23 protein-coding genes and 1 tRNA gene are annotated in these 24,694 nt (G+C 68.6%); 9 read left to right on the top strand and 15 right to left on the bottom strand.

Going from position 1 to position 24,694, the window contains the following annotated elements; all coding sequences use genetic code 11:
• Window position 1: 1 nt before the first annotated feature.
• The 3 genes from HQ306_RS08945 to moaA are packed head-to-tail and all read right to left on the bottom strand — an operon-like array spanning window position 2 to window position 2,074.
• On the bottom strand, window positions 2-757 hold the full coding sequence (locus HQ306_RS08945) for a fructosamine kinase family protein (protein WP_222630639.1): 756 nt from the start codon (window positions 755-757) through the stop codon (window positions 2-4).
• Between the two features lie 2 nt (window positions 758-759).
• On the bottom strand, window positions 760-1,005 hold the full coding sequence (locus tag HQ306_RS08940; RefSeq protein ID WP_307092495.1) for a MoaD/ThiS family protein: 246 nt from the start codon (window positions 1,003-1,005) through the stop codon (window positions 760-762).
• Between the two features lie 4 nt (window positions 1,006-1,009).
• Window positions 1,010-2,074, bottom strand: coding sequence for a GTP 3',8-cyclase MoaA (moaA, locus tag HQ306_RS08935; RefSeq protein WP_222630637.1), 1,065 nt, complete (start codon window positions 2,072-2,074; stop codon window positions 1,010-1,012).
• A gap of 89 nt (window positions 2,075-2,163) precedes the next feature.
• Here moaA and glp point away from each other — a divergent pair, with 89 nt between their 5' ends.
• From glp to HQ306_RS08920, 3 genes are read left to right on the top strand one after another with little or no spacing between them, the layout of a single operon-like run.
• Window positions 2,164-3,369, top strand: a complete 1,206-nt coding sequence (gene glp, locus HQ306_RS08930) for a gephyrin-like molybdotransferase Glp (RefSeq protein WP_222630635.1) — start codon at window positions 2,164-2,166, stop codon at window positions 3,367-3,369.
• The gene (moaCB, locus tag HQ306_RS08925) at window positions 3,366-4,388 is read left to right on the top strand and encodes a bifunctional molybdenum cofactor biosynthesis protein MoaC/MoaB (RefSeq protein WP_285185367.1); all 1,023 of its coding nucleotides are present in this window, start codon (window positions 3,366-3,368) and stop codon (window positions 4,386-4,388) included. The genes glp and moaCB overlap by 4 nt, the downstream gene beginning before the upstream one ends.
• The gene (locus HQ306_RS08920; RefSeq protein WP_222630633.1) at window positions 4,385-4,798 is read left to right on the top strand and encodes a molybdenum cofactor biosynthesis protein MoaE; all 414 of its coding nucleotides are present in this window, start codon (window positions 4,385-4,387) and stop codon (window positions 4,796-4,798) included. The genes moaCB and HQ306_RS08920 overlap by 4 nt, the downstream gene beginning before the upstream one ends.
• Here HQ306_RS08920 and HQ306_RS08915 read toward each other — a convergent pair.
• Complete coding sequence (locus HQ306_RS08915; protein WP_222630631.1) at window positions 4,795-5,802, bottom strand: GTP-binding protein; 1,008 nt, start codon at window positions 5,800-5,802, stop codon at window positions 4,795-4,797. The two genes, HQ306_RS08920 and HQ306_RS08915, sit on opposite strands and share 4 nt — an antisense overlap.
• 38 nt (window positions 5,803-5,840) lie before the next feature.
• Window positions 5,841-6,641: an N-acetylmuramoyl-L-alanine amidase gene (locus HQ306_RS08910; RefSeq protein ID WP_222630629.1), complete on the bottom strand. Its 801-nt coding sequence runs from the start codon at window positions 6,639-6,641 to the stop codon at window positions 5,841-5,843.
• 288 nt (window positions 6,642-6,929) lie between these two features.
• Between HQ306_RS08910 and HQ306_RS08905 the strand changes: the two genes are divergently transcribed.
• The gene (locus HQ306_RS08905) at window positions 6,930-7,274 is read left to right on the top strand and encodes an Lsr2 family protein (RefSeq protein WP_027505883.1); all 345 of its coding nucleotides are present in this window, start codon (window positions 6,930-6,932) and stop codon (window positions 7,272-7,274) included.
• Window positions 7,275-7,375: 101 nt separating this feature from the next.
• Here the strand turns inward: HQ306_RS08905 and HQ306_RS08900 are convergent.
• Both HQ306_RS08900 and HQ306_RS08895 read right to left on the bottom strand, forming a co-directional pair.
• A tRNA-Ala gene (locus HQ306_RS08900) sits at window positions 7,376-7,448 on the bottom strand.
• Between the two features lie 93 nt (window positions 7,449-7,541).
• Complete coding sequence (locus HQ306_RS08895) at window positions 7,542-8,300, bottom strand: thioredoxin domain-containing protein (RefSeq protein ID WP_027505882.1); 759 nt, start codon at window positions 8,298-8,300, stop codon at window positions 7,542-7,544.
• Window positions 8,301-8,411: 111 nt separating this feature from the next.
• Here HQ306_RS08895 and HQ306_RS08890 point away from each other — a divergent pair, with 111 nt between their 5' ends.
• A complete protein-coding gene (locus HQ306_RS08890; RefSeq protein ID WP_373428384.1) occupies window positions 8,412-9,164 on the top strand; it encodes a VIT1/CCC1 transporter family protein in 753 nt (250 codons plus the stop codon).
• On the opposite strand, the gene HQ306_RS08885 is transcribed toward HQ306_RS08890, so the two are convergent.
• The 3 genes from HQ306_RS08885 to HQ306_RS08875 form a co-directional block, all read right to left on the bottom strand.
• On the bottom strand, window positions 9,105-10,430 hold the full coding sequence (locus tag HQ306_RS08885) for an MFS transporter (RefSeq protein WP_222630621.1): 1,326 nt from the start codon (window positions 10,428-10,430) through the stop codon (window positions 9,105-9,107). The two genes, HQ306_RS08890 and HQ306_RS08885, sit on opposite strands and share 60 nt — an antisense overlap.
• On the bottom strand, window positions 10,427-12,067 hold the full coding sequence (pgm, locus tag HQ306_RS08880) for a phosphoglucomutase (alpha-D-glucose-1,6-bisphosphate-dependent) (RefSeq protein ID WP_222630619.1): 1,641 nt from the start codon (window positions 12,065-12,067) through the stop codon (window positions 10,427-10,429). Before pgm ends, HQ306_RS08885 begins: the two co-directional genes overlap by 4 nt.
• Window positions 12,068-12,177: 110 nt before the next feature.
• Window positions 12,178-12,852, bottom strand: a complete 675-nt coding sequence (locus HQ306_RS08875; RefSeq protein ID WP_056445535.1) for an LON peptidase substrate-binding domain-containing protein — start codon at window positions 12,850-12,852, stop codon at window positions 12,178-12,180.
• A gap of 114 nt (window positions 12,853-12,966) precedes the next feature.
• Between HQ306_RS08875 and treZ the strand changes: the two genes are divergently transcribed.
• A complete protein-coding gene (gene treZ / locus HQ306_RS08870; protein WP_222630617.1) occupies window positions 12,967-14,745 on the top strand; it encodes a malto-oligosyltrehalose trehalohydrolase in 1,779 nt (592 codons plus the stop codon).
• Here treZ and HQ306_RS08865 read toward each other — a convergent pair.
• Window positions 14,721-16,325, bottom strand: coding sequence for an MFS transporter (locus tag HQ306_RS08865; protein WP_308115468.1), 1,605 nt, complete (start codon window positions 16,323-16,325; stop codon window positions 14,721-14,723). The genes treZ and HQ306_RS08865 overlap by 25 nt on opposite strands.
• Before the next feature lie 89 nt (window positions 16,326-16,414).
• Here HQ306_RS08865 and HQ306_RS08860 point away from each other — a divergent pair, with 89 nt between their 5' ends.
• The gene (locus HQ306_RS08860) at window positions 16,415-16,981 is read left to right on the top strand and encodes a TetR/AcrR family transcriptional regulator (RefSeq protein ID WP_056446231.1); all 567 of its coding nucleotides are present in this window, start codon (window positions 16,415-16,417) and stop codon (window positions 16,979-16,981) included.
• Window position 16,982: 1 nt separating this feature from the next.
• Here HQ306_RS08860 and ilvA read toward each other — a convergent pair whose 3' ends face one another.
• On the bottom strand, window positions 16,983-18,314 hold the full coding sequence (gene ilvA / locus HQ306_RS08855; RefSeq protein WP_027505876.1) for a threonine ammonia-lyase IlvA: 1,332 nt from the start codon (window positions 18,312-18,314) through the stop codon (window positions 16,983-16,985).
• An 85-nt stretch (window positions 18,315-18,399) separates the two neighbouring features.
• A complete protein-coding gene (locus HQ306_RS08850) occupies window positions 18,400-18,834 on the bottom strand; it encodes a nitroreductase family deazaflavin-dependent oxidoreductase (RefSeq protein WP_027505875.1) in 435 nt (144 codons plus the stop codon).
• Between the two features lie 141 nt (window positions 18,835-18,975).
• On the opposite strand from HQ306_RS08850, the gene HQ306_RS08845 reads away from it, so the two are divergent.
• Both HQ306_RS08845 and HQ306_RS08840 read left to right on the top strand, forming a co-directional pair.
• Window positions 18,976-19,215, top strand: a complete 240-nt coding sequence (locus tag HQ306_RS08845) for a hypothetical protein (RefSeq protein WP_027505874.1) — start codon at window positions 18,976-18,978, stop codon at window positions 19,213-19,215.
• A 235-nt stretch (window positions 19,216-19,450) separates the two neighbouring features.
• Window positions 19,451-20,068 carry a hypothetical protein gene (locus HQ306_RS08840; protein ID WP_222630615.1) on the top strand — a complete coding sequence of 206 codons (618 nt, stop codon included), beginning with the start codon at window positions 19,451-19,453 and terminating at the stop codon, window positions 20,066-20,068.
• A gap of 25 nt (window positions 20,069-20,093) precedes the next feature.
• On the opposite strand, the gene dnaE is transcribed toward HQ306_RS08840, so the two are convergent.
• Entirely contained in the window at window positions 20,094-23,660 is a 3,567-nt protein-coding gene (gene dnaE / locus HQ306_RS08835; RefSeq protein ID WP_222630613.1) for a DNA polymerase III subunit alpha, read from the bottom strand.
• A 41-nt stretch (window positions 23,661-23,701) separates the two neighbouring features.
• A complete protein-coding gene (gene rarD / locus HQ306_RS08830; RefSeq protein ID WP_222631447.1) occupies window positions 23,702-24,601 on the bottom strand; it encodes an EamA family transporter RarD in 900 nt (299 codons plus the stop codon).
• Window positions 24,602-24,694: the final 93 nt, after the last annotated feature.

Raw genomic sequence — 24,694 nt, 5'->3', positions numbered from 1 at the left:
CTCAGGCCAGCGCGAGGGTTCGCGTCGCGGCGTCGGCCAGTGCCACGCCGTAGCTCCGGCCGTGACCCGCCGCGTGCACGGCGAGGGGATGCAGCTGATGCAGAGGCACCCGTTCCTCGGCACCCGGAGCGAGCTCGTGCTGCTCCTGATAGCCGTCGAGAAGGTGCTCGAGGTGCGGACATCCGAAGAGAGACAGCATCGCGAGGTCCGTCTCGCGATGTCCGCCGTGCGCCGCGGGGTCGATGAGCGTCACGCCGCCGGGCGTCCAGAGCACGTTGCCGGTCCACAGGTCGCCGTGCAGACGCGCCGGAGGGTCGGTCGAGTCGAACGACCCGTCCGCGACGACGGAGCAGGCACGCTCCACGAGGTCGGCCTCGTCCCGCGTGACCGTGCCGGCGTCGACCGCGACACGGAGATACGGCAGCACCCGTTCCTGCGCGTAGAACTCACCCCAGCGGTCGTGCTCCACCGACGACATGGTGCGCGATCCGATGAACAGCGTTCCGTCGAAACCTGCAGGCGGCGAGCCGAACCGGGGGGCACCGCTGTCGTGGGTGCGGGCGAGCAGTGCGCCGAAGCGGCGAGCAGCGTCCGGCGTCGGCCGGACGGAGTCGAGGCGTTCGAGAACGATGTGGTCGGCCGCGACCTCGAGGACGTCGACCGTAGGCGCTCCCCCGTCGGCGAGCCACCGCAGACCTGCAGCTTCGGCGGCGAAGAAGTCGGGATGCGCGTCCTCACGCCGTTTGACGAACGCCATCTCTAGCCGCCGGCGAAGGGCGGGAGGACGTCGATCCGGGAACCGACGGGGTAGGCGTCGTCGCGGACCATCTCGTCGCCGATGAGGAACACCGCCACGTCCAGCACACGATTCAATTTCTGCCCGTGGCGTCCACGCAGCGCCGACTTCACGTCCGCCACGGTCGCGCCGACCCTCAGGTCGTACGACTCCTGCGTGGTGCCCGCAGCGTCCGCGGCCCCCGCGAAGTACCGCACGTCCACAGTCACGGACTCAACCACCGATGGCACCCATCGAGCGTTCCGGCGGCACGAAGTCCTCACGTTCCATCCCGTGGCCGGCCCACTTGTTCCACATCGCTCCACGCCAGAGGTCCGCGATCTCCTCGTCGGTCGCACCCCCCCGCAACGCCACCCGCAGATCGGTCTCGGAGTCGCTGAACAGGCAGGACCGCACGGTCCCCTCCGCCGTCAACCGGGTCCGGTCGCAGTCGGCGCAGAAGGACCGGGTGACCGAGGCGATGATGCCCACCGTGGCGGGGCCACCGTTCACGGTCCACTCCTCGGCGGGCGCGGACGGATCGGTGCGGCCGATCTCGGTGAGCGTGAACCGCTCCCCGAGCAGATCGAGCAGTTCCGCCGCCGACACCATCGTCGAGCGCGCCCACTCCCGGTCGGCGTCGAGCGGCATCTGCTCGATGAACCGCAGATCGACACCTCGGTCCAGGCACCACTGCACCAGGTCCTGAGCGCCGTGCAGAGTCTCGCGCATGAGAACGGCGTTGATCTTGACCGGCGTCAGTCCGGCCGCCAGGGCCCCGTCGATGCCGCCGAGCACGGCGGGCAACCGGTCCCGCCGGGTCAACGATGCGAAGTGCTTGCGGTCGATCGTGTCGAGAGAGACGTTGACCCGGGTCAGACCCGCCTCGCGAAGACGCTCCGCTCGGCGTTCGAGGCCGATGCCGTTGGTGGTCATCGACAGTTCGACACCGGGTGCGTGCTGAGAGGTCAGGGCGATGATGTCCACGATGTCCTTGCGGACCAACGGCTCGCCGCCGGTGAAGCGGACCTCGCGCACACCGAGGAGTCGATCGGCGACGCCGACGAGGCGGGCGATCTCCTGCGCAGTGAGCAGTTGTTCGAACTCCAGGTTCGGCAGCCCCTCGGCCGGCATGCAGTAGGTGCATCGCAGCGAGCACTTCTCGGTGACCGAGATGCGCAGGTCCCGCGCGATGCGACCGAAACTGTCCAGCAGGTGCGGAACGTCCGGACGGCCGACCATGGACGGCGCGCGCACGACACCGGGCAGGCTGGGAATTCCCATGCTCACCGTCGTCATTCGATCACCTCCACTCGCCGTTCACGTCAGTATGCCCGTTCGGGGCAACGGGAACCCGACCGTCCTCATTCCCGCTCTAGGATGACCGCATGGGCCATGCGCACACGACGTCGGCACGCTCGGTCGAGGATCACGCCGTTCGGATCGACGAGATGATCACCCGCGCGTGGTCCGCTCGCCCCCCGGAGACGGTTCCGCTCACCGATGCGCTCGGCCGCGTGACGCACGCGGACATCGAGGCCCTCATCGACGTCCCCAACTTCCGGAACTCCCAGATGGACGGATACGCGGTCGACGCGGAATCGGTTGCCCGCGTACCGGTCACACTGCCGGTCACCGGCGTTCTCGCCGCCGGCGACGCCGGGGACGAACGGCATCGGTCGGGCACGGCACGCAAGATCATGACCGGCGCTCCGGTACCCGAGGGCGCCGACGCGGTGATCCCCGTCGAGGACACCGAGATGGACGGGGACGGTGTCCGCGTCCTCGGCTCACGGCGCTCGGGTGAGTACGTGCGGGAGCAGGGCAGCGACATCGCGGCGGGGTCGGTCGTCGTCACAGCCGGCACGACGCTCGGCCCCCGTCACCTCGGCGCTCTCACGGCCGTCGGCCGATCCGACGTCACCGTCCGCCCCCGGCTGCGGGTCGCGGTCATCGCGACCGGCGCCGAACTCGTCGAGGCGGGCAGTGCACTCGGACCCGGTCAGCTGTACGACTCGAACGGTCTCACGCTCGCGACCTCGGTGACCGCGGACGGCGCCGTGGTGACGTTCCGCGGACGCAGTACCGACACCGCCGACGAGTTCTCCGCGATGCTGTCCGAGGCCGCCGAGAACGCGGACGTGATCATCACCTCGGGGGGTGTGTCGATGGGCGACTTCGAGGTGGTCCGGGACGTGCTCGGCCCCCGCGGGGGAACCTTCACCCACGTCGCGATGCAGCCCGGTGGGCCGCAGGGGTGGACCGACCTCGACGGCACCCCGGTGATCAGCTTCCCCGGCAATCCCGTGAGCACCCTGGTGTCTTACCTCGTCTTCGCCCGTCCGGCGATCCGGAGGCTCTCGGGCCTCCCCGACGCGACCGTCACCGAGCGCATCGCCGACGAGGCAGTCCGATCCCTGCCCGGACGGCGTCAGTTCCTGCGGGGCCGACTCACGGAGACCGGCGTCGTGGTGTCGTCCGGACCGGGGTCGCACCTGGTGGTGTCGATGGCCGCCGCCGATGTTTTGGTCGACGTCCCCGCGGACACCGTCGAGGTGCCCGCGGGCAACAGTGTGCGAGTGTGGCCGCTGTGAACGATTCATCCGCTGCGCACTCATCCGGGAGTTCCTCCACAGGGCTCTCGCACCTGGACTCCGACGGCCGGGCCCGCATGGTCGACGTCAGCGGGAAGAGCGAGACCACGCGCACCGCGGTCGCCGCCGGGTCCCTGCGGACGACTCGGGACGTGATCGCCCTGGTGCGTGCCGACGGCATGCCGAAGGCCGATGTCCTGTCGACCGCGCGCATCGCCGGCATCGCCGGAGCGAAGCGGACGTCCGATCTCATTCCGCTGTGCCATCCGCTTCCGCTGTCCTCGGTCGCGGTGTCCTTCGGCTTCACCGACGACACGATCACGATAGAGGCCACAGCCGTCACGACCGGGCGGACGGGCGTCGAGATGGAAGCACTGACGGCGGTGTCCATCGCCGGGCTCACGCTGCACGACATGGTCAAGGCCGTGGATCCGGCAGCGTCGATCGAGTCGGTGCGTCTGATCCGCAAGGAGGGTGGCAAGCGCGGCGTGTGGACGCGCGACGACCACCAGCCCGACACCTCCTCCACAGCAACGCCTCTCGGTGATCGAACTGCGGTCGTCGTCGTCGCGTCCACCGGCGGCGCAGCCGGGACGCGCGAGGACACCACGGGACCGCGCATCGTGTCGTGGCTCGGTGACCGCGGTTTCGACGTTCGGGGGCCTCTCGTGGTGGCAGACGCCGACGTGGCCGCGGGCTTACGAGACGCCCTCACCGGCGGACCCGCCCTGATCATCAGCACCGGCGGCACGGGCGTCTCCCCCACCGACGCCACACCCGACGCCACCCGGCCACTGCTCGACCGCGAACTACCCGGCGTCGCGGAGGAGATCCGACGTACGGGACTGGCAGCCACCGTGCACGCCTCGATCAGCCGCGGGTTGGTGGGCGTCGCTGGGAAGACAGTGATCGTGAACCTGCCCGGATCACCCGGCGGAGTGAAGGACGGACTGACGGTGCTGGATCCGATCGTGGACCATCTCGTCGCCCAGGTACGCGGAGGCGGTGCTCACGAATGACAACGGTTCTCGCCCGGATCTCGAGCGATCCGATCGATCCGGCGGAGGTCTCCGACGCCGTCTCGGGTCCTGAACACGGTGCCGTGCTGGTGTTCTGGGGAGTCGTCCGCGACCACGACCACGGCGAGTCGGTGTCGGCACTCGAGTACCGAGCCCACCCCGACGCCGAGAAGTTCCTGCGTCGCTGCTGCGAGGACGCGGCCGCGTCGTCCGGCCTGCCGACGGCGGCCGTGCACCGCGTCGGCGACCTGACGATCGGTGACACCGCTCTCGTCGCCGCGGTCGCGTCTCCCCATCGCGCCGAAGCATTCGCAGCGTTGCAGGCGTTGGTCGATCGCGTCAAGACCGAGGTGCCGATCTGGAAGCGCCAGCAGTTCCCCGGCGGCACCAGCGAGTGGGTGGGGCTCTAGCGGTCGCCGGTGCGCAGGAACCTGTGCACCACGAGTGATTCTTCGTCGGTCGCACTCTCGGTGCGGACCATCGCCTCGATCCGGGAACGCGCCGCCGCGACGTCGAGTCCCGAGCCGATGAAGACCAGCGCGGTGTCTCCGCGGGACGAGGCGGTCTCGACGTCGATGTGGACGCCGACCGTCTGGACGACGAATCGCGCCGCGCCACGGCCGAATCGAACGAATCCCTTGGATCTGTACAGCCCCGCCGGCGGGTTCTCGAGGAACTCGAAGAACGCCCGCGGATCGAGGCAGTCGCTGGTCTCGACGCTGAACGTCTCGTAACTCGCGTGCAGGTGGTCGTGGGGATCGTCCTGCTCCCGCAACAGATCGTCGAGGGCGAGTTGCCGGGGCCCGTCGTCGGGGCGCTCCGGCGGATCGAGAAGGAGCGACACGTCCACGGCTCCGTGCGACGTCACCACCGTCGGGGCAGCGGGAGCCGCGTCGCGCACCAGCGTGAGCACCTCGTCGATGCGTCCGGGTCCCACCGCATCCGCTTTGTTCACCACCACCAGGTCGGCGAGACCGAGATGCTGAGCGAGGTGCTGGTGCCGGGCCGTCGACTCGAGCACGTGCAGGGCGTCCACGACCATCACCATGCCGCCGTACCGGATCCGCGAGTCGGTGCTCGCGACGACCATCCTGATGAGAGCACGTGGCTCCGCCACACCGCTGGCCTCGACGACGATCGCGTCGACGGCGGCACTGGTCGCGGTGAGGGCTCCGAACATCTCGTCGAGATCCTCGGTGTCGACGGCGCAACACAGACAGCCGTTGCCCAGGGTGATCATCGAGTCGACCTGCCCGGCGACCAGCATCGAGTCGATGTCCACGGCGCCGAAGTCGTTGACCACCACACCGATTCGAATGCCGTGATTGCGGCGGAGGAGATGGTTGAGCAACGTCGTCTTACCGGATCCGAGGTACCCGGCGACGAGAACGACCGGAACAGCGCTGCGAGACACCGCGTCAGGGTACGTCAGCCGATTCAGCCTCCCCGCCCCTACCGACCGGCCTCCGGCCTCCCCGCCACGAAATCGACGATCCCGGTCGCGATCGCCGCCGCATGGGACGCGCGACCCTCAGCACTCTCGAGCTCGGCGGCATCCGATGGGTTCGACCCGTTGCCCATCTCGAGGAAGACCACGGGGACGGTCGTGAGAGCGGGGGCGGCCACGTCGGATCGCACCTGCAGCCCGTCCACCCCCGCATAGTTCGCCGGGGTGAATCCGGCTCGCTCGTACGCGTCCCGCATGGCGGTGGATGCACGCCGTCCCTCACCGGACTGCACCTCGTCGACGTCGGCGGACGGCACCGGCAGCGCCGGGACGATGACGTGGAATCCGTGATGCGCGTCGTCGGACCGGAGTGAGGTGGAGTCGGCGTGAACACTCACCGCCACCGCGGCGCCCGATGCACTCGCCGCTCGCGCGCGGTCGGTGATGCACCCACCCCATCCCGTGTCGTCCGGCCGGCTCAGCACGATCTCGGCACCCAGCCTCTCGAGGCGCGAGGCCACCAGTTGCGACACGTCCCAGACGATGGTGTGTTCCGGCGTTCCGCCGAGCGCCGTCATCCCGCGCGTCTGGCAGTCCTTCGTACCGCCCCGGCCGTCGTCCACCTGCGCCGCGAGGTTCTCCTCGTGGCCCGTTCCCTGGTGTCCGGGATCGAGGAAGATCACGGTGCCCGCGAGCGGTGCGTCCGGTGTCACCGGGATCGCAGCGGCCCCCGGCGGGACCGCCACGGAGACCAGTGCGACCGCGAGGATCGAGACACCACAGTGTCGTGCAACCGACGATCGCATACGCCCCACTTCCCACCTCGGCGCACGTGCGCAAACACGATGTTCTCGCGATTTCCAAGAATGGCACGGCGAATTGGTTGAACGTGTGATGATCGGTAGCCGTCCGTGACCCCGTCGTGACCGTTCGCGAGTCCGGACAGCGTGAATCGCGATATCCGTGCACAATGGCTCCGCGCCCCGAGAAAATGACGTGTATCGCGGCGCCCCCGACCGAATTGGAAGGGCGGTTCACACGGTATGGTCTCGGCAAAGCGTGATTAACCGAGCTCAGCGACGAAAGCAGAAGACATGGCGAAGAAGGTCGTTGTTCAGCTGGTCGACGACATCGACAGAACACCTCTCGAGGACGATGGCGAACACATCACGTTCGCGGTCGACGGCACGCACTACGAGATCGACCTCGGGCCCGACAATGCCGCCGAGTTCCGACGTGTTCTGGGTTATTACATCGAGCACGCGGCGAAGGTGTCGGCCGGAACGCACAGCGGACGACGCAGCACGAAGCCGATGGGACGACGCAGTCCCGAACAGACCAGGGCCGTGCGCGAATGGGCCGTGGACGCGGGATTCACGGTGTCGAGCCGCGGGCGCATTCCCTCCGAGGTGCAGAGCGCGTACGACGCAGCGCACTGACACCACATCACACGCGAAAGGCCCCGTACCTGACCGGTACGGGGCCTTTCGCGTGTCCGCCTACTTCGGTGGAGCTGTTACTCGGTGGAGCTGTCAATCGGTGGAGCTAAGGGGACTCGAACCCCTGACCCCCACACTGCCAGTGTGGTGCGCTACCAGCTGCGCCATAGCCCCGTGCTCTTCTGACCGTGAGAAAGAGTGTTTCGCACCGCTCGAAGAACGCTCGACCGAAGTTACACCATCGGTTCGACGAGGTCCAAATCAGCGTCAGCCGAGATCGGACACCCAGGCGGAGTTGGTGGTGGTGTCGACGATCGCGCCGTCCACGATGACGGTGGGAGTGCCTCGCGCGCCGGCAGCTGCGAGCGCCGCGCTGCCCGTCGCAGCGTCGGTGGCGGCGTCCGCCACTCGCGTTCCGTCGGTGATGCACTGTGCCGCCTCGTCGGAGGCTCCCGCCTCCGTGGCGCGGGCGGCGAGCTCGTCGGCGGTGTGGTCCGCGCTGCCCTTCTCCTCCGGCTGGAAGTCCGGCGAGAACAGGGCCGAGTGGAATGCTGAGTAGGCGGGCCCGTCGCCCGTGGCGGCGACGCACTGCGATGCGGCGGCCGCACGGGTGCTGTAGTCACCGCTGGGCGACAACTGATTCAGGAAGTCGAGCATGTGATAGCGCACCGCGATGGTGCCCTCGTCGATCTTCTGCGCGAGTTCCTGGCCGTAGGTGTTCTCCAACTCGGCGCAGTACGGGCACATCGCGTCCTCGTAGATGTCGACCGTGCGTGTCGCCTCCGGGAGACCCAGCCGCACCACGCCGTCGTCGTCGACCGAGGAGGTGACCGCCGCATTCTGCACGGACCCGTATCCGTCGGCGCGCGGCTGGCTGCGGGAGTTCTGCCACAACACTCCGCCGATGACGACGGCCGCGATGACCAGGAGAGCCAGACCGCCCAGAACATAGGTCGACGTGCTCGACGACTTCTGTGGCGTGTACTTGCTCGACGATTTCGATGACGACGATTTCGAGGCATTCACGCGAATACTGTGTCACGCGCGACTGACAGTGTGCTGAGAACTGGATGTCAGGTATGCCAATGCTTGCTGGTAGAGACGTTCCGGCGCGCGTACATTCGCCCCGTGACCCACATCGAGCCCCGTGATCCGCAGGCGTCCGCCGTGCCCGTCGAGGGAGGGCCCGGCCTGCCCCACGACATCGATCACACACACGCCGACGTCTCGGGAGGCTGGCTCCGGGCCGCCACGTTCGGGGCCATGGACGGACTGGTGACCAACACCTCGCTCATCGCGGGTGTCGGCGGTGCGGGCGTCTCGACGCACACGCTGGTCCTCAGCGGCATCGCCGGCCTCGTCGCGGGAGCGTTCTCGATGGCACTCGGCGAGTTCACGTCCGTGTCCACCCAGAACGAGCAGATCGATGCCGAGGTGACCACCGAGCGCGCCGCGTTCACGAAGTACCCGGAGGCCGAACAGGCGGAGTTGGTGGGCATGCTCACCGACATGGGCATGTCGACCGAGACGGCCACGGTCGCCGCGCGCGAGATCCACACGGACGCCGATCGTGCCGTGGATCTGCACATCTCGCGGGAGTTGGGTGTCGACCCCACCGAGAAGCCGTCACCGTGGGTGGCGGCCGGATCGTCCTTCGTCCTGTTCTCGATCGGCGCGATCATTCCGCTCATACCGTTCCTGCTGGGATCGGACGTCCTCGCCCTCGGGCTCGCGTGCGGCGCCGTGGGCCTCATGATCGCGGGCGCGCTCGCCGCGCACTTCACCTCGCGGTCGACCGTCGTCGGAGCGCTCCGCCAACTACTGTTCGGCTCACTCGCCGTCGCGGCGACCTACGCCGTCGGATCCCTCATCGGTGTCGGCACCGCCTGAGTCGCCGTCCGGATCGATCGTCACCGCGCTGGGCTTCCCGGTCAGCGACACCCGCCCGGACCGCGTGTCGGGTACCACCATCCAACCGACCGCGGCGATCAGCAGGATGGCGCCCGAGGTCCCGAACGCGGCCGCGTAGGAGAGTTCCGTCACGAGTACACCGGCGACCAGCGGCCCGATGACCGAGCCCACGTCCATGGCCATCTGGAATGCGGCGAGGACGGGGCCTCCGCGGGCGCGCGAGCCGATCATGTCGGCCACCGCCGCCTGCTGGGTCGGCGTGATCAGCCCGGACCCGAGCCCGGCGACGAAGGTGATCACGAGGAACACCTCCGTCGATCCCGAGATGCCCATGGTCGCGGTCGATGCGCCGCACAGCAGGAGCCCGGCGACGAGGAACGGCTTGCGCCCGTACCGATCGGACCATCGCCCCGCCGGCACCAACACCACCGCGTTGCCCACCGCGAACACCGCGAGGGCCACGGCGGCCATGGAATCGCTGCGTCCGAGCGCGGCGACGACGAACAGCGGCACGATGGCCGTGCGCACGCCGAACACCGCCCATCCGTTGGCGAAGTTGGACAGCAGGGCCGACCGGTACGTCGGGGAGCGCAGGGCGTCGGCGAACCGCAGCACGACCGCCGCGTCCCGATCGGCCTCCGTGGTCGCGGCGGGTGTTCGTAGGCCCACCGCGACGACGGCGGCGGCCGCGACCAGCGTCACGGCGTAGAAGAGGAACGGCGCCCGCAGACCTCCGACACCGAGCACGATGCCGCCCACGAACGGGCCCAGGACTGTGCCGGCCAGGAAGCTCGACGCGTACATGCCGGAGACGCGCCCGCGGCGATCGGGCGGGGCGATCCGGATGAGCAGTCCCAGCGCGGACACGGTGAACATGGTGGACCCGATACCGCCGAGCGACCGGAAGAGGAGGAGTTGCCAGTACGTCTGGGCCAGTGCGCACAACCCGGTCGACACCGCGACGACGACGAGACCGGTGAGGTAGACCCGGCGCTCGCCGATGCGCTGCACGAGCGATCCGCTGGCGGGCGCGAAGATCAGCCGTGTCGCCGCGAAGGCACTGATGATGACGGTGACCGCGAACTCGTCGACCCCGAAGGCGAGCGCGAACCCCGGGAGCGCGGGCGCGACGATGCCGAAGCCGAGTGCGATGACGAACGCGGCCGAGACGAGGATCCAGATGTCGCGGGTGGGATCGGGGGCGGTCCCCCGCGTCCCGGCACCGGCCCCTGCTGCGGCGCTCACTCCCCGGTCAGGACGGACGACACGAGATCGCGTGCGGCGCTCTGCACCTCGGCGAGGTGATCCGCACCGCGGAAGGACTCGGCGTAGATCTTGTAGACGTCCTCCGTACCCGACGGCCGAGCGGCGAACCAGGCGCTGTCCGTGGTGACCTTGAGTCCGCCCAGAGCCGCCCCGTTGCCGGGAGCCGAGGTGAGCGTGGCGGTGATGTCCTCCCCCGCCAGGGTGGTCGCGGTGACCTGCTCCGCCGACAGCTTCGCCAACACGGCCTTCTGCTCGCGCGTCGCGGGCGCATCGGTGCGTGCGTAGGACGGGTCACCGAACTGCTCGGTGAGCTCCCGGTAGCGGGTCGACGGTGTCTTCCCGGTCACCGCGGTGATCTCGGAGGCGAGCAGGGCCAGGATGATGCCGTCCTTGTCGGTGGTCCAGACGGATCCGTCCGTCCGCAGGAACGAGGCGCCGGCGCTCTCCTCGCCGCCGAACCCGATCTCACCGGAGACGAGACCGGGCACGAACCACTTGAACCCCACGGGCACCTCGAGCAGGGTGCGACCGAGCGAGGCCACGACGCGGTCGATCATCGAGGAACTGACGAGGGTCTTGCCGACCGCCGCCTCGGCGGGCCATCCCGGCCGGTGCGAGAACAAGTAGTCGATCGCCACCGCGAGGTAGTGGTTCGGGTTCATCAGTCCGCCGTCGGGGGTGACGATGCCGTGCCGGTCCGCATCGGCGTCGTTGCCCGTCGACACGTCGTAGTCGTGCCGGGCGCCGATCAACGACGCCATCGCGTTGGGCGACGAGCAGTCCATCCGGATCTTGCCGTCGGTGTCCAGGGTCATGAACCGCCATGTCGCGTCGACGAGCGGGTTGACCACGGTCAGATCGAGGCGGTGTCGCTCGGCGATCGCCGCCCAGTAGTCGACGCTCGCACCGCCCAGCGGATCGGCGCCGATGCGCACACCCGCGGACCGGATGGCATCGATGTCGACGACGGACGGGAGATCGTCCACGTACGTGGTGAGGAAGTCGTACTTCTGCACGGACCCGGCCAGTGCCGACGCCAGAGACACGCGCTTCACGGACGACACACCGGAGCGCAGAATCTCGTTGGCGCGCGCCGCGATCACGGAGGTCGCGTCGCTGTCGGCGGGTCCACCGTTCGGCGGGTTGTACTTGAAACCGCCGTCGCGCGGCGGGTTGTGGGACGGCGTGACGACGATGCCGTCCGCGAGCGCCGACGGGCCCGAGGCGTTGTGACGCAGGATCGCGTGGCTCACCGCCGGGGTGGGCGTGTAGCGGTCTGCCGAATCCACCAGCACCGCAACGTCGTTGGCGGCGAGAACTTCCACGGCGGTGACCCACGCGGGCTCGGAGAGCGCGTGGGTGTCGCGACCGAGGAAGAGCGGTCCCGTGGTGCCCTGCGCGGACCGGTACTCCACGATGGCCTGTGTCGTGGCCACGATGTGGTCTTCGTTGAAGGCGCCGTCCAGGGACGATCCACGATGTCCGGAGGTACCGAAGACCACCTGCTGATCGGGATTCTCGACGTCCGGCTTCACGCTGTAGTAGGCCGTCACCAGATGCGACAGATCGACCAGATCCGATGCCTGTGCCCGTTGTCCCGCTCGCTCGTGAGCCACTCGGGTCCTCCTGTGTCGATTGCGTACCCCCGCCCCGAGAACCCTAGTGGGCGAGCAACGACCGCGGACCACGACTGTCGGATCGAGACCCCGACCGCGTCGTCGGACGGTCAGAGATCGGGCAGCGCGGAGAACTCGGCGATCGCGATGACGTCCTCGAGAGCGGTCGCGAGGACGTGGAGTCGTCGTCCGACCGTTTCTGCCGCGAGCACCTTCGCGCGATCGGACGAGCCGAGCGGCAGGGACGACGCGAACTCCCAGACCTCGGCGACGGAGCGCGTTCCGTCCGCGTCGACACGCGGCGCCTCGGGTGTGGGCAGATCGCGCGAGCGTGCGATGCCGGTCAGGATCTCGAACAACCGGTCGGTGCGCTCCTGCACGAGGTCGTACACCTCGTCCAGCGATTCGTCGCCCGCCGGGAGATCGGGCCAGGCGGTGACACGCGCCCGCGGGTACGGATCGTCCGGCAGCCACTCCAGCACGCGGATCCGGTCGACTCCGCGGCACTCGAGCACGAAGCGCCCGTCCGGTGTGGGGAGGGCGCGGTCGATCCGGGTCGACACTGCGGCCACGCCGCGCACGTCCCCGCCGCCGACCTCGTGGCCTCGCTCGATGAGCGCCACCCCGAAGTGCGACTCGGTGTCCAGGCAGTGCTGCACCATCGCGCGGTAGCGGGGCTCGAACACGTGCAACGGCACGTCGTCCCCCGGAAGTACCACCGAGCCGAGCGGGAACATCGGGAGCTCGTAGATGTCGTCGGACCGGGCGTGCATGTCGTCGTCCACACCACCAGCATGCACTCACCGCGACCACCGCGACAGAACCCGACGACCCGGGTGTGGTGCAACTCCCCCGCCGGTCCGGTGTCGGTGGCCCGGCTACTGGGTAAGGATGCGTCCATGAGCACTCCGGTTCGCGCCGCTTCCCGCACCACTGGACCCCGGACGTTCGCGGTCTGGGCACCCACACCCGAGCGGGTCCGACTGCACCTCGACGGCGACCTGCACCCGATGACCGAGAAGGACGGGTGGTGGAGCGCCGAGGTGCCCGCCGCCGACGGTGCCCGGTACGGCTTCGTCCTGGACAACGACGATGCGGTGATCCCGGATCCGCGCTCGCCGCGGCAGCCGGACGGCGTGCACGAGGCCTCGGCGCTGTACTCCGCGGACACCTTCGCGTGGACCGACGACGCGTGGACGGGTCGCCCGCTGGCGGGCGGCGTGCTGTACGAACTGCACATCGGCACCTTCACCGCGGAGGGGACGTTCGACGCGGCGATCGACCGACTCGATCACCTCGTCGACCTCGGCGTGACCTTCGTGGAGGTCATGCCCGTCAACGGTTTCAACGGGACACACAACTGGGGCTACGACGGCGTCCTGTGGTACAGCGTCCACGAGGGCTACGGCGGTCCGGAAGGTTTCCAGCGGTTCGTCGACGCCTGCCACGCCCGGGGGCTGGCCGTCACGCTCGACGTGGTCTACAACCACCTGGGTCCGTCGGGCAACTACCTCGAGAAGTTCGGCCCGTACATGTCCGAGGGTGCGAACTCCTGGGGACAGACGGTCAACGTGGCCGGCGCGGAGTCGGACACGGTGCGGCGCTACATCATCGACAACGCACTGCGGTGGTTCGAGCAGTTCCACGTGGACGCGCTCCGTCTCGATGCGGTGCACGCCCTGGCCGACACCACGGCCACCCACATCCTCGAGCAGCTCGCCGTGGAGACCGAGGCCCTGTCGGCGCACGTCGGTCGACCCCTGAGCCTGGTCGCGGAGAGTGACCTCAACGACCCGACGCTCATCACTCCCCGAGCGGGCGGCGGGTACGGCCTCACTGCCCAGTGGGACGACGACGTCCACCATGCCGTGCACGCAGCGGTGTCCGGCGAACGTCAGGGCTACTTCGGTGACTTCGGCTCGATGCAGTGCCTCGCGACCACCATCACGCAGGGCTTCTTCCACGCCGGGACGTATTCGACCTTCCGTGGCCGCGTGCACGGTCGACCCCTGGACCGACGGGTGCTCCCGGCGAGCTCGCTCGTCGCGTACACCACGACGCACGATCAGGTGGGCAACCGCGCAATCGGCGATCGTCCCGGCTTCTCACTCACGCCGGGGCAGCTGGCGGTCAAGGCGGCGCTGATCCTGTTGTCCCCCTTCACCCCGATGCTCTTCATGGGTGAGGAGTTCGACGCCTCCACCCCGTTCCAGTTCTTCACCTCCCATCCCGAACCCGAGCTGGGTGAGGCCACCGCGAATGGCCGCAAGGCCGAGTTCGCGTCCCACGGGTGGGACAGCGAGGACATCCCCGACCCGCAGGATCCCGCGACGTTCGAGAACTCGAAGCTGAACTGGGATGAGGTCACCGAGGGTGATCACGCCCGCGTACTCGACTGCTACCGAGCACTTCTGGCGTTGCGCGCCCAGCGCACGGAGATCACGAACCCGTGGTTGACCGACGTGCACGTCGACTACGACGAGGACGCCCGATGGATCGTGATCCACCGGGCGCACCCCACCGCGGGCCGTGGTCTGAGCATCGCGTGCAACCTCACCGACTCGCCGGTGACAGTGCCGGTGGGCGGCTCACCGCTGCTGTGGTGGGACGAGCCGACGCCGAACGCGACCGCGTCGGCGACGACCGTTCCGGGTCACTCCTTCGTCGTGCTGGAGTGAGTTCCGTTGGAGTGACTCTCCGGCTCGGCCCGCGCGTCGCCGGCGTCCGAGCCACGCAGAGCCAGAGCCACGAGGAGAGCGTTGGCGACGAGCACGATCGCGGTGGCCACCGCCGCGACGTGCATCCCGTCGACGAAGGCGGCGCCGGCCGAACTGGTCAGAGCGTCACCGAGATCCGCCGGTAGCGTCCGCGCGAGCGAGACCGCCTCGCCGATGGTCTCGCGGGCACCCGACGCGGTGTCCGGGTCGAGCGCCGACGTGTCGATACCGCCACGGAACACGGCCATCACCACCGAACCGAGCAACGCGACGCCGAGGGCGATCCCGAGTTCGTACGCCGTCTCGGAGATCGCAGACGCTGCGCCGGCGCGCGGCGCGGGAACCGAGGCGACCACCAGATCCGACGTCAGCGTCAGCGCGAGGCCCGCGCCGACACCGACCAGGACGAACGACGCCATGAACACGGCGATGCCGTCGGTCTGACCGAGACGTGTCAGGAGCAGTGCCCCCGCCGCGGAGACCCCGAGTCCCACGGCGAGAACGGTGCCCGCCTCCCATCGGCGTACGAGATGTGCGGCGGCGAGCGACGCGACGATGCTCGTCGCCGTTCCCGGCAGCATGATCAGACCGGCCTCCAGAGGGGACGTGCCGAGAACCGACTGCAGGTACTGCGAGCCGAAGAACAGGACTCCCGCCAGCGCGAAGACGGACAGCAGGTTCGTCGCGACGGCTGTCGAGAAGCGACGCTGCGCGAACAGCGTCAGGTCGATCATCGGAGCGGCGAGTCGGCCCTGCCGGCGGACGAAGACGGTGCCCGCGGCCAGACCGACCAGCGCGACCGGAATCATCGACGGGTGCGGCCCGTGAGCGGCGGTCTCCTTGATCGCGTAGACGACGGGAACGATGGCCAGGATCGACAGCGCGGCGCTGGGTACGTCGAATCGGCCCGGTTCCGGATCCTTGGACTCCGGGATGGTGAACGGACCGACGACGACCAGCGCGATCATGATCGGCACGTTGATCAGGAAGACCGAGCCCCACCAGAAGTGCTCGAGAAGCCACCCGCCCACCAGAGGACCCGCCGCCGCGCCGCCGCCGGCCATGGCACCCCAGACACCGATCGCGAGCGTGCGTTCACGCCGCACCTGGAACATCGTGCGGATCAGGCCCAGGGTGGCGGGCATCAACGTGGCACCCGAGATGCCCTGCAGCACACGGGCCGCGATCATCATCGCGGGGTCGACCGCGAAGGCGGCGAGCACCGAGGACAGTCCGAAGCCGACCGCGCCGATCAGGAGCAACCGCCGTCGTCCGATGCGGTCGCCGACAGTGCCCATGGTGACCAGCAGGCCGGCGAGGACGAACGAGTAGACGTCGATGATCCACAGCAGCTCGGTGCTGCTCGGGCGGAGATCCGCGCTGAGGAACGGCAGCGCGATGTCGAGGACGGTGCCGTCGACGGCGATGAGCATCACGGCACCGGCCAGCACCACCAGACCGAGCCAGTCGCGGCGGGTGGCGCCGGCCGGTACGAGATCGTCGGGATTCGGCTGCACGGACGCTGCCGGGGACACGGACACGAGACACCTCTTTCGTTTACCGTCCGGACGGTACAGTCGACGGACACCGACAGCGTAGCAACAACCGTCCGGCCGGTACAGTGCGTGTCATGGCAGCCGACACACGCGACCGCATCCTGGACGCCCTCGAGACGCTGCTCCTCGACGACGGCGCGGACAAGGCCACCCTCGAGGCGGTGGCCTCTCGGGCCGGCGTCTCGAAAGGTGGTCTGCTGTACCACTTCCCCAGCAAGGACGCGATGATGGCCGCGCTGGTGCGTCGCCTCGGTGAACGATCCGACGTCCAACGCGTCGAGGCGGAGGCCGCCGGCACCTCGCTGGCGCAGTGGTATCTCCAGCCACCGGACGCCTCGTCCGCCGAGGAGGTGGCGCTCTACCGCTCCACTCTCGCCGCGCTGCGCAGCATCGACGGCAGACCCGGCGAGGTGCAGCAGGCCGTCATCGACGTCATGGGCATGTGGGACCGCGCGCTGCAGCGCGAGGTGACCGATCCGGTGCAGGCCGAGATCGTGCGGCTGGTGGGCGACGGCATCTACCTCGCCGCGCTGCTCGGCCTCCCCCACACGCCGCCCGACCTGCACCGTGACGTGGTCGAACGGCTCCTCGGTGGCGGTTCGAGCAGTGTCGACCCGAGCGGTCAGGGGTCGGCCGGATGACTCAGGTCAGGTAGCGGTATGCGGGAGACCCGGGCTCGAGATGCTCGACGTGCATCGGCGACGTCTCCATCCGCTCGAGGAGGGACGACAGGCCCGCGGCCGAACCGAGCTCGATACCCACCAGCGCGGCACCCGTCTCGCGGTTGTTGCGCTTGACGTACTCGAACAGCGTCACGTCGTCCTCCGGACCGAGAACGACGTCGAGGAACGTGCGCAGTGCGCCCGGCTCCTGCGGGAAATCGACGAGGAAGTAGTGCTTGAGCCCCTTGTGCACGAGCGACCGTTCGAGAATCTCCCCGTAGCGCGAGACGTCGTTGTTACCGCCCGAGATCAGGCACACGACGGACGAGCCGGCCGGGATGTCGATCTGCGACAGCGCGGCCACCGACAGCGCTCCGGCGGGTTCGGCGATGATGCCCTCACTCTGGTACAGATCCAGCATCGCGGTGCAGATGGCACCCTCGTCCACCTGCGTGACCACCACCGACCCGCGTCCGTCGTGGCCCGCACCGACCGTCACCGAGGCATGCGAGGCGACGGTCGCGCCGAGCGACGACACGACCCGGTACGGGAGATCGCCGATCCGGCGCACGGCGGCGCCGTCGACGAACGGGTCGATCTCGTCGAGTGTGACGGGGCCGCCGGCCATGAGCGCCGCCGCCATGGATGCGGCGCCGGTAGGCTCCGCACCGACGACGGAGGTGTTCGGCGACCGCTCGGCGAGGTAGGCCGACATGCCCGTCATGCACCCACCACCGCCCACCGCGACCACGACGACGTCCGGAGCGGCACCGAGCTGCTCCAGGATCTCCGCGGCGATGGTTCCCTGTCCCGCCACGGTTCTCGGGTCGTCGAACGGCGGCACGATGGTGGCACCGGTGGTGCGGACGTCGGCGAGGGCGGCCGCCGCGGCCGCATCGAAGGTGGAGCCGACGCTGATCACCTGCACCATGTCGCCGCCGTGGAAGGCGATGCGATCGCGCTTCTGCTTCGGGGTGTTGGTCGGCACGTAGATGCGACCGCGGATGCCGAGCGCCCGGCACGCGAACGCGACACCCTGCGCGTGATTGCCGGCGCTCGCCGCCACGACACCGACCGCGCGCTCGTCGTCGTCGAGTTGCAGCATGAGGTTGTACGCGCCGCGCAACTTGTACGAGCGCACGCGCTGGAGATCCTCGCGCTTGAGGTGGATCCGCGCACCCGTCTGCTCGGACAACCGCTCGCAGAACTCGAGCGGGGTGCGGGTGGCCACGTCCCGCAGCCGGACGGCCGCGGCATCGATGTCGTCTGCGGTCGGCGCAGCGGCGTCGGTACGGCTCGTCGTCTCGGTCACACGGACATGCTGCCACGGTGGTGCGACGACCACCGACCCACCCTCACCTGCGGAGCGGCCGCCGGCGGGGGTGACGAATCAGCGCTCAGGCCCGCTCGAGCACGAAGACAGGAATCTCGCGGTCGGTCTTCTTCTGGTAGTCCGCGTAGTCGGGGTAGGCCGCGACCGCACGCTCCCACCACTGCGCCTTCTCCTCGCCGTGGACCTCGCGCGCGACCATGTCCCACTTCTCGGTCTTGTCCCGCAGTTCGACGTGGGGGTTCGCGAGCACGTTGAAGTACCAGACGGGGTGTTTCGGCGCGCCGCCGAGCGACGCGACGGCGGCGTACGCACCGTCGTGCTCCACGCGCATCAGAGGGGTCCGACGGAGCTTGCCCGTCTTGTTCCCGATGGTCGTGAGGAGGATGACGGGCATCCCCCGCATCTCGGTGCCCTCGGTCCCTCCCGAGCTCTCGTACAGGTCGGCCTGATCGGCGGCCCAGGTGGACGGACTCGGCTCGTACTCTCCGTGCAGCGGCATGATCCCAGTACACACACCTCGGCGGTCTCCGGCAACCATCCGCAGGGTGATCAGGAGGTTTCGGTCACCCTAACTTCCATGTACGTGTAGCCTAGGGACCAACGCACGGCACACGGAACACGGATGGTTCGGGAGGCGAATATGACCACGGTCGACCTGCAGTTCACACGCCCGCGGCACTCGACGAGCGTTCGTACCGTGGACGTGGCCGGCACCGACTGGCCGCTCTACAAGCTCGAGAGCATCATGGTCGCCGTCATCCTCTTCGCCGCTCTCGCACTGACAGTCAGCATGCAGACGGCAGTCCTCACCTCCGCCGCTGTCGGCGTGACGCTGTGGTGGGCCCTCGGCGCGACCGAGCGGTTCCGCACCCGACACTGATCACGGACAGACACCGACGGGGCGCCCACTCCACGTGGGCGCCCCGTCGGCGTTCGCGTGGTCCGGCCTTATGTCAGGAACCGAACGGCAGGACACCGGGGGCCAGGTAGAGACCGCTGCTTCCGGCGGCGATGCCACCGACGAGTTCGAGCACGGCGTTGATGAAGTTCGTGATCATGGGATCATCCCTCTCGGTCGAGTTCGACGTGACGATCCGACGGTACCGTCCGTCCCTGTGAACAGTCACGAACTCGTCTGGTACGTCGGCTACGGCTCGAACACCCTGCCCGCACGCCTCGACGCCTACTTGGGCGGCTCCGCGGCCGACAGCAGATTCGGTGCGCACGCCGCCCCGCGGACGCTCTCGCTTCCTCGCGAACACCGGTGGATCACCGTGCCGCATGCGGTGTACTTCGCCGGCGTCTCGGCCCGGTGGACCGGAGCGTCCGCGTTCCTCTCGCTCACACCCTCCCCCGACTCCGACAGCATCGCCCGCGCCTACCTGCTCGACTGGGCCGCCCTCGACCACATCGCGACGGTGGAGAACGCGCAGACGGAGCAGACACTCGACGTCCGCGCGTCCGTACCGACACGGCCGGGAGCGTGGGCGCTGCTGCCGGTCGAGGTGTCGCCCGAGCCGCACCGCGGCAAGTACGACGCGGCGCTGCGCCTGGACGACATCGACGGCGTCCCGGCGATGACTCTGACGTCGAGCCACGTGCGAGAACGCGGAGTGCCGGCCGACCGCTACCGCGACGTCATCGCGGAGGGCTTGCGGGACAACCCGTTCGGCGTCGATCCCGATGCCTACCTCGCGGCAGCCGTCGAGCGGTCGGCCGTCGTCAGACGGTGAGGCAGCGTCAGACGGTGAGGCAGCGTCAGACGGTGAGGCAGCCGGGTCCGAGCAGCGCCTTGAGATCGCCCATCAGCGCCGACGACGGTGTGACGCGCAGCTTCTCGTCCACCTTGAGCATGGTGACCCGGTCGCCACTGATGAGGCGCAGGTGCACGTCGGTGGTACCGGGATGGCTGGCCAGCACCCGCTTGAGCGCCCCGACCTTGTCCGCGGTGCACTGACGCGTCGGCAAGCTGACGGCGACGGGCTTGGCGACACCGACGGACGACAGATCGGGAACCGCGATGTCGTTCGCGATGAGCGAGATCCGATCGTCCCGAGCCGACACCCTGGCCTTCACCAGCACCACGGCGTCCTCGGCGACGTCCGCACCGAACACGGAGTACGCCTGCGGGAAGAACAGCACCTCGATACCGCCGGTGAGATCCTCGAGCTGGGCGGACGCCCAGGTCAGACCGTTCTTGTTCACCCGTCGGTTGACCGACGCCAGAATGCCGCCCACCGTGACCTGCGTGCCGTCCTTCAGACTGCCCTCGAGGATCGTGGGAATGGCGGTGTCCGACTGAGCCGCGAGCACGTGCTCTACTCCGTTCAGCGGATGCCCGGACACGTACAGCCCCAACATCTCCCGCTCCAACGCGAGACGGTGCTTGCTGTCCCACTCCTCGGCCGGGATCTTCACGTTGAAGACGGAGGTGATGGACTCGTCGGCGTCGACGCCGCCGAACAGGTCGAACTGGCCGATGGCCTCCGCCTTCTTGGTGCCCAGCACCGAGTCGATCGCGTCGGCGTGGATCAGCATCAAACCCTTGCGTGGATGGTCCAGCGAATCGAAACCACCGGCCTTGACGAGAGACTCGGTGACCTTCTTGTTGCAGGCCGTCGCATCGATCTTGGCCAGGTAGTCGGAGAAGTCGGTGAACTTCCCCTTCTCCTTGCGCGCCGAGATGATGGACGCCACGACGTTGGCGCCCACGTTGCGCACCGCGCCCATACCGAAGCGGATGTCCTCGCCCACCGAGGCGAAGTTGAGCTCGGACTCGTTGACGTCCGGCGGCAGCACGGTGATGCCGAGCCGTCTGCAGTCGGCGAGATAGATCGCCGCCTTGTCCTTGTCGTCGCCGACACTGGTGAGCAGTCCGGCCATGTACTCGGCCGGGTAGTTGGCCTTGAGATACGCCGTCCAGTAGGACACCAGCCCGTACCCCGCCGAGTGCGACTTGTTGAACGCGTAGCCGGCGAACGGGAGCACGGTGTCCCAGAGCGCCTTGATGGCGGCCTCGGAGAAATCGTTGTCCAGCATGCCCTGGCGGAATCCGGCGTACGCCTTCTCCAGCTCGGACAGCTTCTTCTTTCCCATGGCGCGCCGCAGCAGGTCGGCCTGGCCGAGCGAGTATCCGGCGACCTTCTGCGCCAGCTGCATGATCTGCTCCTGGTAGACCACCAGGCCGTACGTCTCGCCGAGGATGACCTTCAGCGGTTCCTCGAGTTCGGCGTGAATCGGCTTGACCTCTTGACGGCCGTTCTTGCGATCGGCGTAGTCGTTGTGCGAGTTCATGCCCATCGGACCGGGCCGGTAGAGCGCCAGGACGGCGACGATGTCCTCGAATCCGGTGGGCTGCATCTTGCGCAGCAGGTCCCGCATCGCGCTGCCGTCGAGCTGGAACACGCCGAGAGTGTCTCCGCGCGAGAGCAGTTCGAACGTCGCCGGATCATCGAGAGGCAGGGCGTCGAGATCGATGTCGATGCCGCGATTGGCCTTGATGTTGTCGATGGCGTCACCGATGACCGTGAGGTTGCGCAGCCCCAGGAAGTCCATCTTCAGCAGGCCGATGGCCTCGCAGGACGGGTAGTCCCAGCCGGTGATGATGGCGCCGTCCTGCGGACGCTTCCACACCGGGATGGCGTCGGTCAGCGGCTCCGAGGACATGATGACCGCGCAGGCGTGGACGCCGGCGTTGCGGATCAGCCCCTCGAGACCCTTGGCCGTCTGGTAGATCTTCGCGACGTCGGGGTTCGAGTCGATCAGCGAGCGGACCTCGGTGGCCTCCTTGTACCGCTCGTGCGTCGGATCGGTGATACCCGCGACCGAGATGTCCTTCGCCATCACGGGCGGGGGCAGTGCCTTGGTGATCTGGTCGGCGATGGCGAAGCCCGGCTGCCCGAACTGCACGCGGGCCGAGTCCTTGATGGCGGCCTTCGTCTTGATGGTGCCGAACGTGATCACCTGCGCGACACGATCACTGCCCCACTTCTCGGTGGCGTAGCGCACCATCTCGCCGCGTCGGCGATCGTCGAAGTCGATGTCGATGTCGGGCATGGAGACGCGCTCGGGATTGAGGAACCGCTCGAACAGCAGACCGTGCGGGAGCGGGTCGATGTTGGTGATCCCCATCGCGTAGGCGACGAGCGACCCGGCCGCCGAACCTCGACCGGGGCCGACGCGGATGCCGACCTCCTTGGCGTGGTTGATGAGGTCACCGACGACGAGGAAGTAGGCGGGGAAGCCCATCTCGAGGATGACGCTGATCTCGTAGTCCGCACGGGAGAGGTACTCCTCCGTCGGACCGTCGGGGAAGCGGCGGTGCAGGCCGTCCATGACCTCCTTGCGGAGCCAGGTGCCCTGCGTGTAGCCCTCCGGCACCGGGAACACCGGCATCCGGTCGCGGTGCTCCCACACCTCGTCGTAGGACTGGACGCGTTCGGCGATGAGCAACGTGGAGTCGCACGCGCCGGGCACCTCGTCGTCCCAGAGGGCGCGCATCTCCTCCGCGGACTTGAGGTAGTAGCCGTCGCCGTCGAACTTGAACCGGGTGGGATCGCTCAGCGTCTTACCGGTCTGGATGCACAGCAACGCTTCGTGATTGACCGACGCGTCCTTGGTGACGTAGTGGCAGTCGTTGGTCGCGAGCGGGGGGATGCCGAGCTGCTCCCCGATGCTCAGCAGTCCTTCTCGCACCCTCCGCTCGATCGACAGACCGTGGTCCATCAGTTCGAGGAAGAAGTTGTCGGGGCCCCAGATCTCCTGCCACTTGGCCGCCGCCTCGAGCGCCTCACGCTCGTGGCCCAGACGAAGCCGGGTCTGGATCTCGCCGGACGGGCAGCCGGTGGTGGCGATGATGCCCTCGGCGTGGTTGGCGATGATCTCCTCGTCCATGCGCGCCCACTTGCCCAGCTGCCCCTCGGTGGACGCGAGGGACGACAGCTTGAACAGGTTGCGCAGACCCGTCGCGTTCTCCGCCACCATCGTCATGTGCGTGTACGCGCCGCTGCCCGAGACGTCGTCCGACTTCTGGCTGCGGTCTCCCCACAGCACGCGCTTCTTGTTGAAACGGGACTCCGGGGCGATGTAGGCCTCGATCCCGATGATGGGCTTGACCCCGGCCTTCTTGGCCTCGTTGTAGAACTCACTGGCCCCGTACATGTTGCCGTGGTCGGTCATCCCGACCGCGCTCATCCCCAGGCGCTGGGCCTCCGCGAACATCGGCGCGATCTTCGCCGCCCCGTCCAGCATGGAGTACTCGGTGTGATTGTGGAGATGAACGAAGTCCGACACGGGAGCCACTCTAGGTCGTCGGGCCGACAACATTCTCCGCACACGCGGCGTGTGACGACTGTGACGGATGAGGACTAGCGCGGGGCGTCCGCGGACGCCGCCTCGACCGGCACCGACGCCACGCGATGCGCCCGCAGACGCCGCACGGAGTCGACCGTGAAGATCGCCAGCGCGCACCAGATGAGTGCGAAACCGATCCACCGCGACGCGGGCATGTCCTCGTTCAGCACCAGCACTCCCCACGCGAGCTGCAGGCCCGGTGTCAGGTACTGCAGCAGACCGAGGGTGACCAACGGCAGCTTCTGCGCGGCGACACCGAACAGCAGCAGCGGCAGTGCGGTGACGGGCCCGGCGAGGACGAGCAGCAGGGCGTGCGGCACCCCGAGCGAGAGGGCGCTCGCTCCCCCGGTGACGCCCAGCACCACCAGGTAACCGATCGCGATCGGCGCCCCCACGAGCCCCTCCGCGGTCAGCGACGTGGTGGGTTCGAGCCGAACCACCTTCTTCATGACGCCGTACAGCGCGAACGAGAAGGCCAGGGTGAGGGCGATGACGGGAGGCCGTCCGTAGTCGACGGTGAGCACGACCACCGCGACGAAGGCCAGCGCGAGGGCCGCGATCTGCGCACGGCCCAACCGCTCCCGGAACACCACGACGCCGAGCAGGACACTGACGAGCGGATTGACGAAGTATCCGAGGGCTGCCTCGACCACACGGTCCTGCGAGACCGCGAAGATGTAGACGCCCCAGTTGATCGAGATGAACGCCGACGACAACGCCACCACACCCCACGTGCGCGCCGGGAGACCGCGCAGCGTGGACAGTCGTCCCAACACCGCCAGGACGACGAGCATGAGCACCAACGTCCACACGATGCGGTGCGCGAGGACCTCGACGGGTCCGGCGAAGGACAGCACGCCGAAGAAGGCCGGGAACAGTCCCCACAGTCCGTACGCACCGACACCGCTGGCCATGCCGACGCTGGAGGACGACCGGGGAGCTCCACCGCGCCGGGAGCCGAGAGAGGACGTGAGACTGCGCACGCGCTCACGCTATCCCCGACCGGT

Source organism: Rhodococcus sp. BP-160 (assembly GCF_019836205.1).
Taxonomy (GTDB): domain Bacteria; phylum Actinomycetota; class Actinomycetes; order Mycobacteriales; family Mycobacteriaceae; genus Rhodococcoides.
This window is presented reverse-complemented; position numbering and strand designations above follow the sequence as displayed.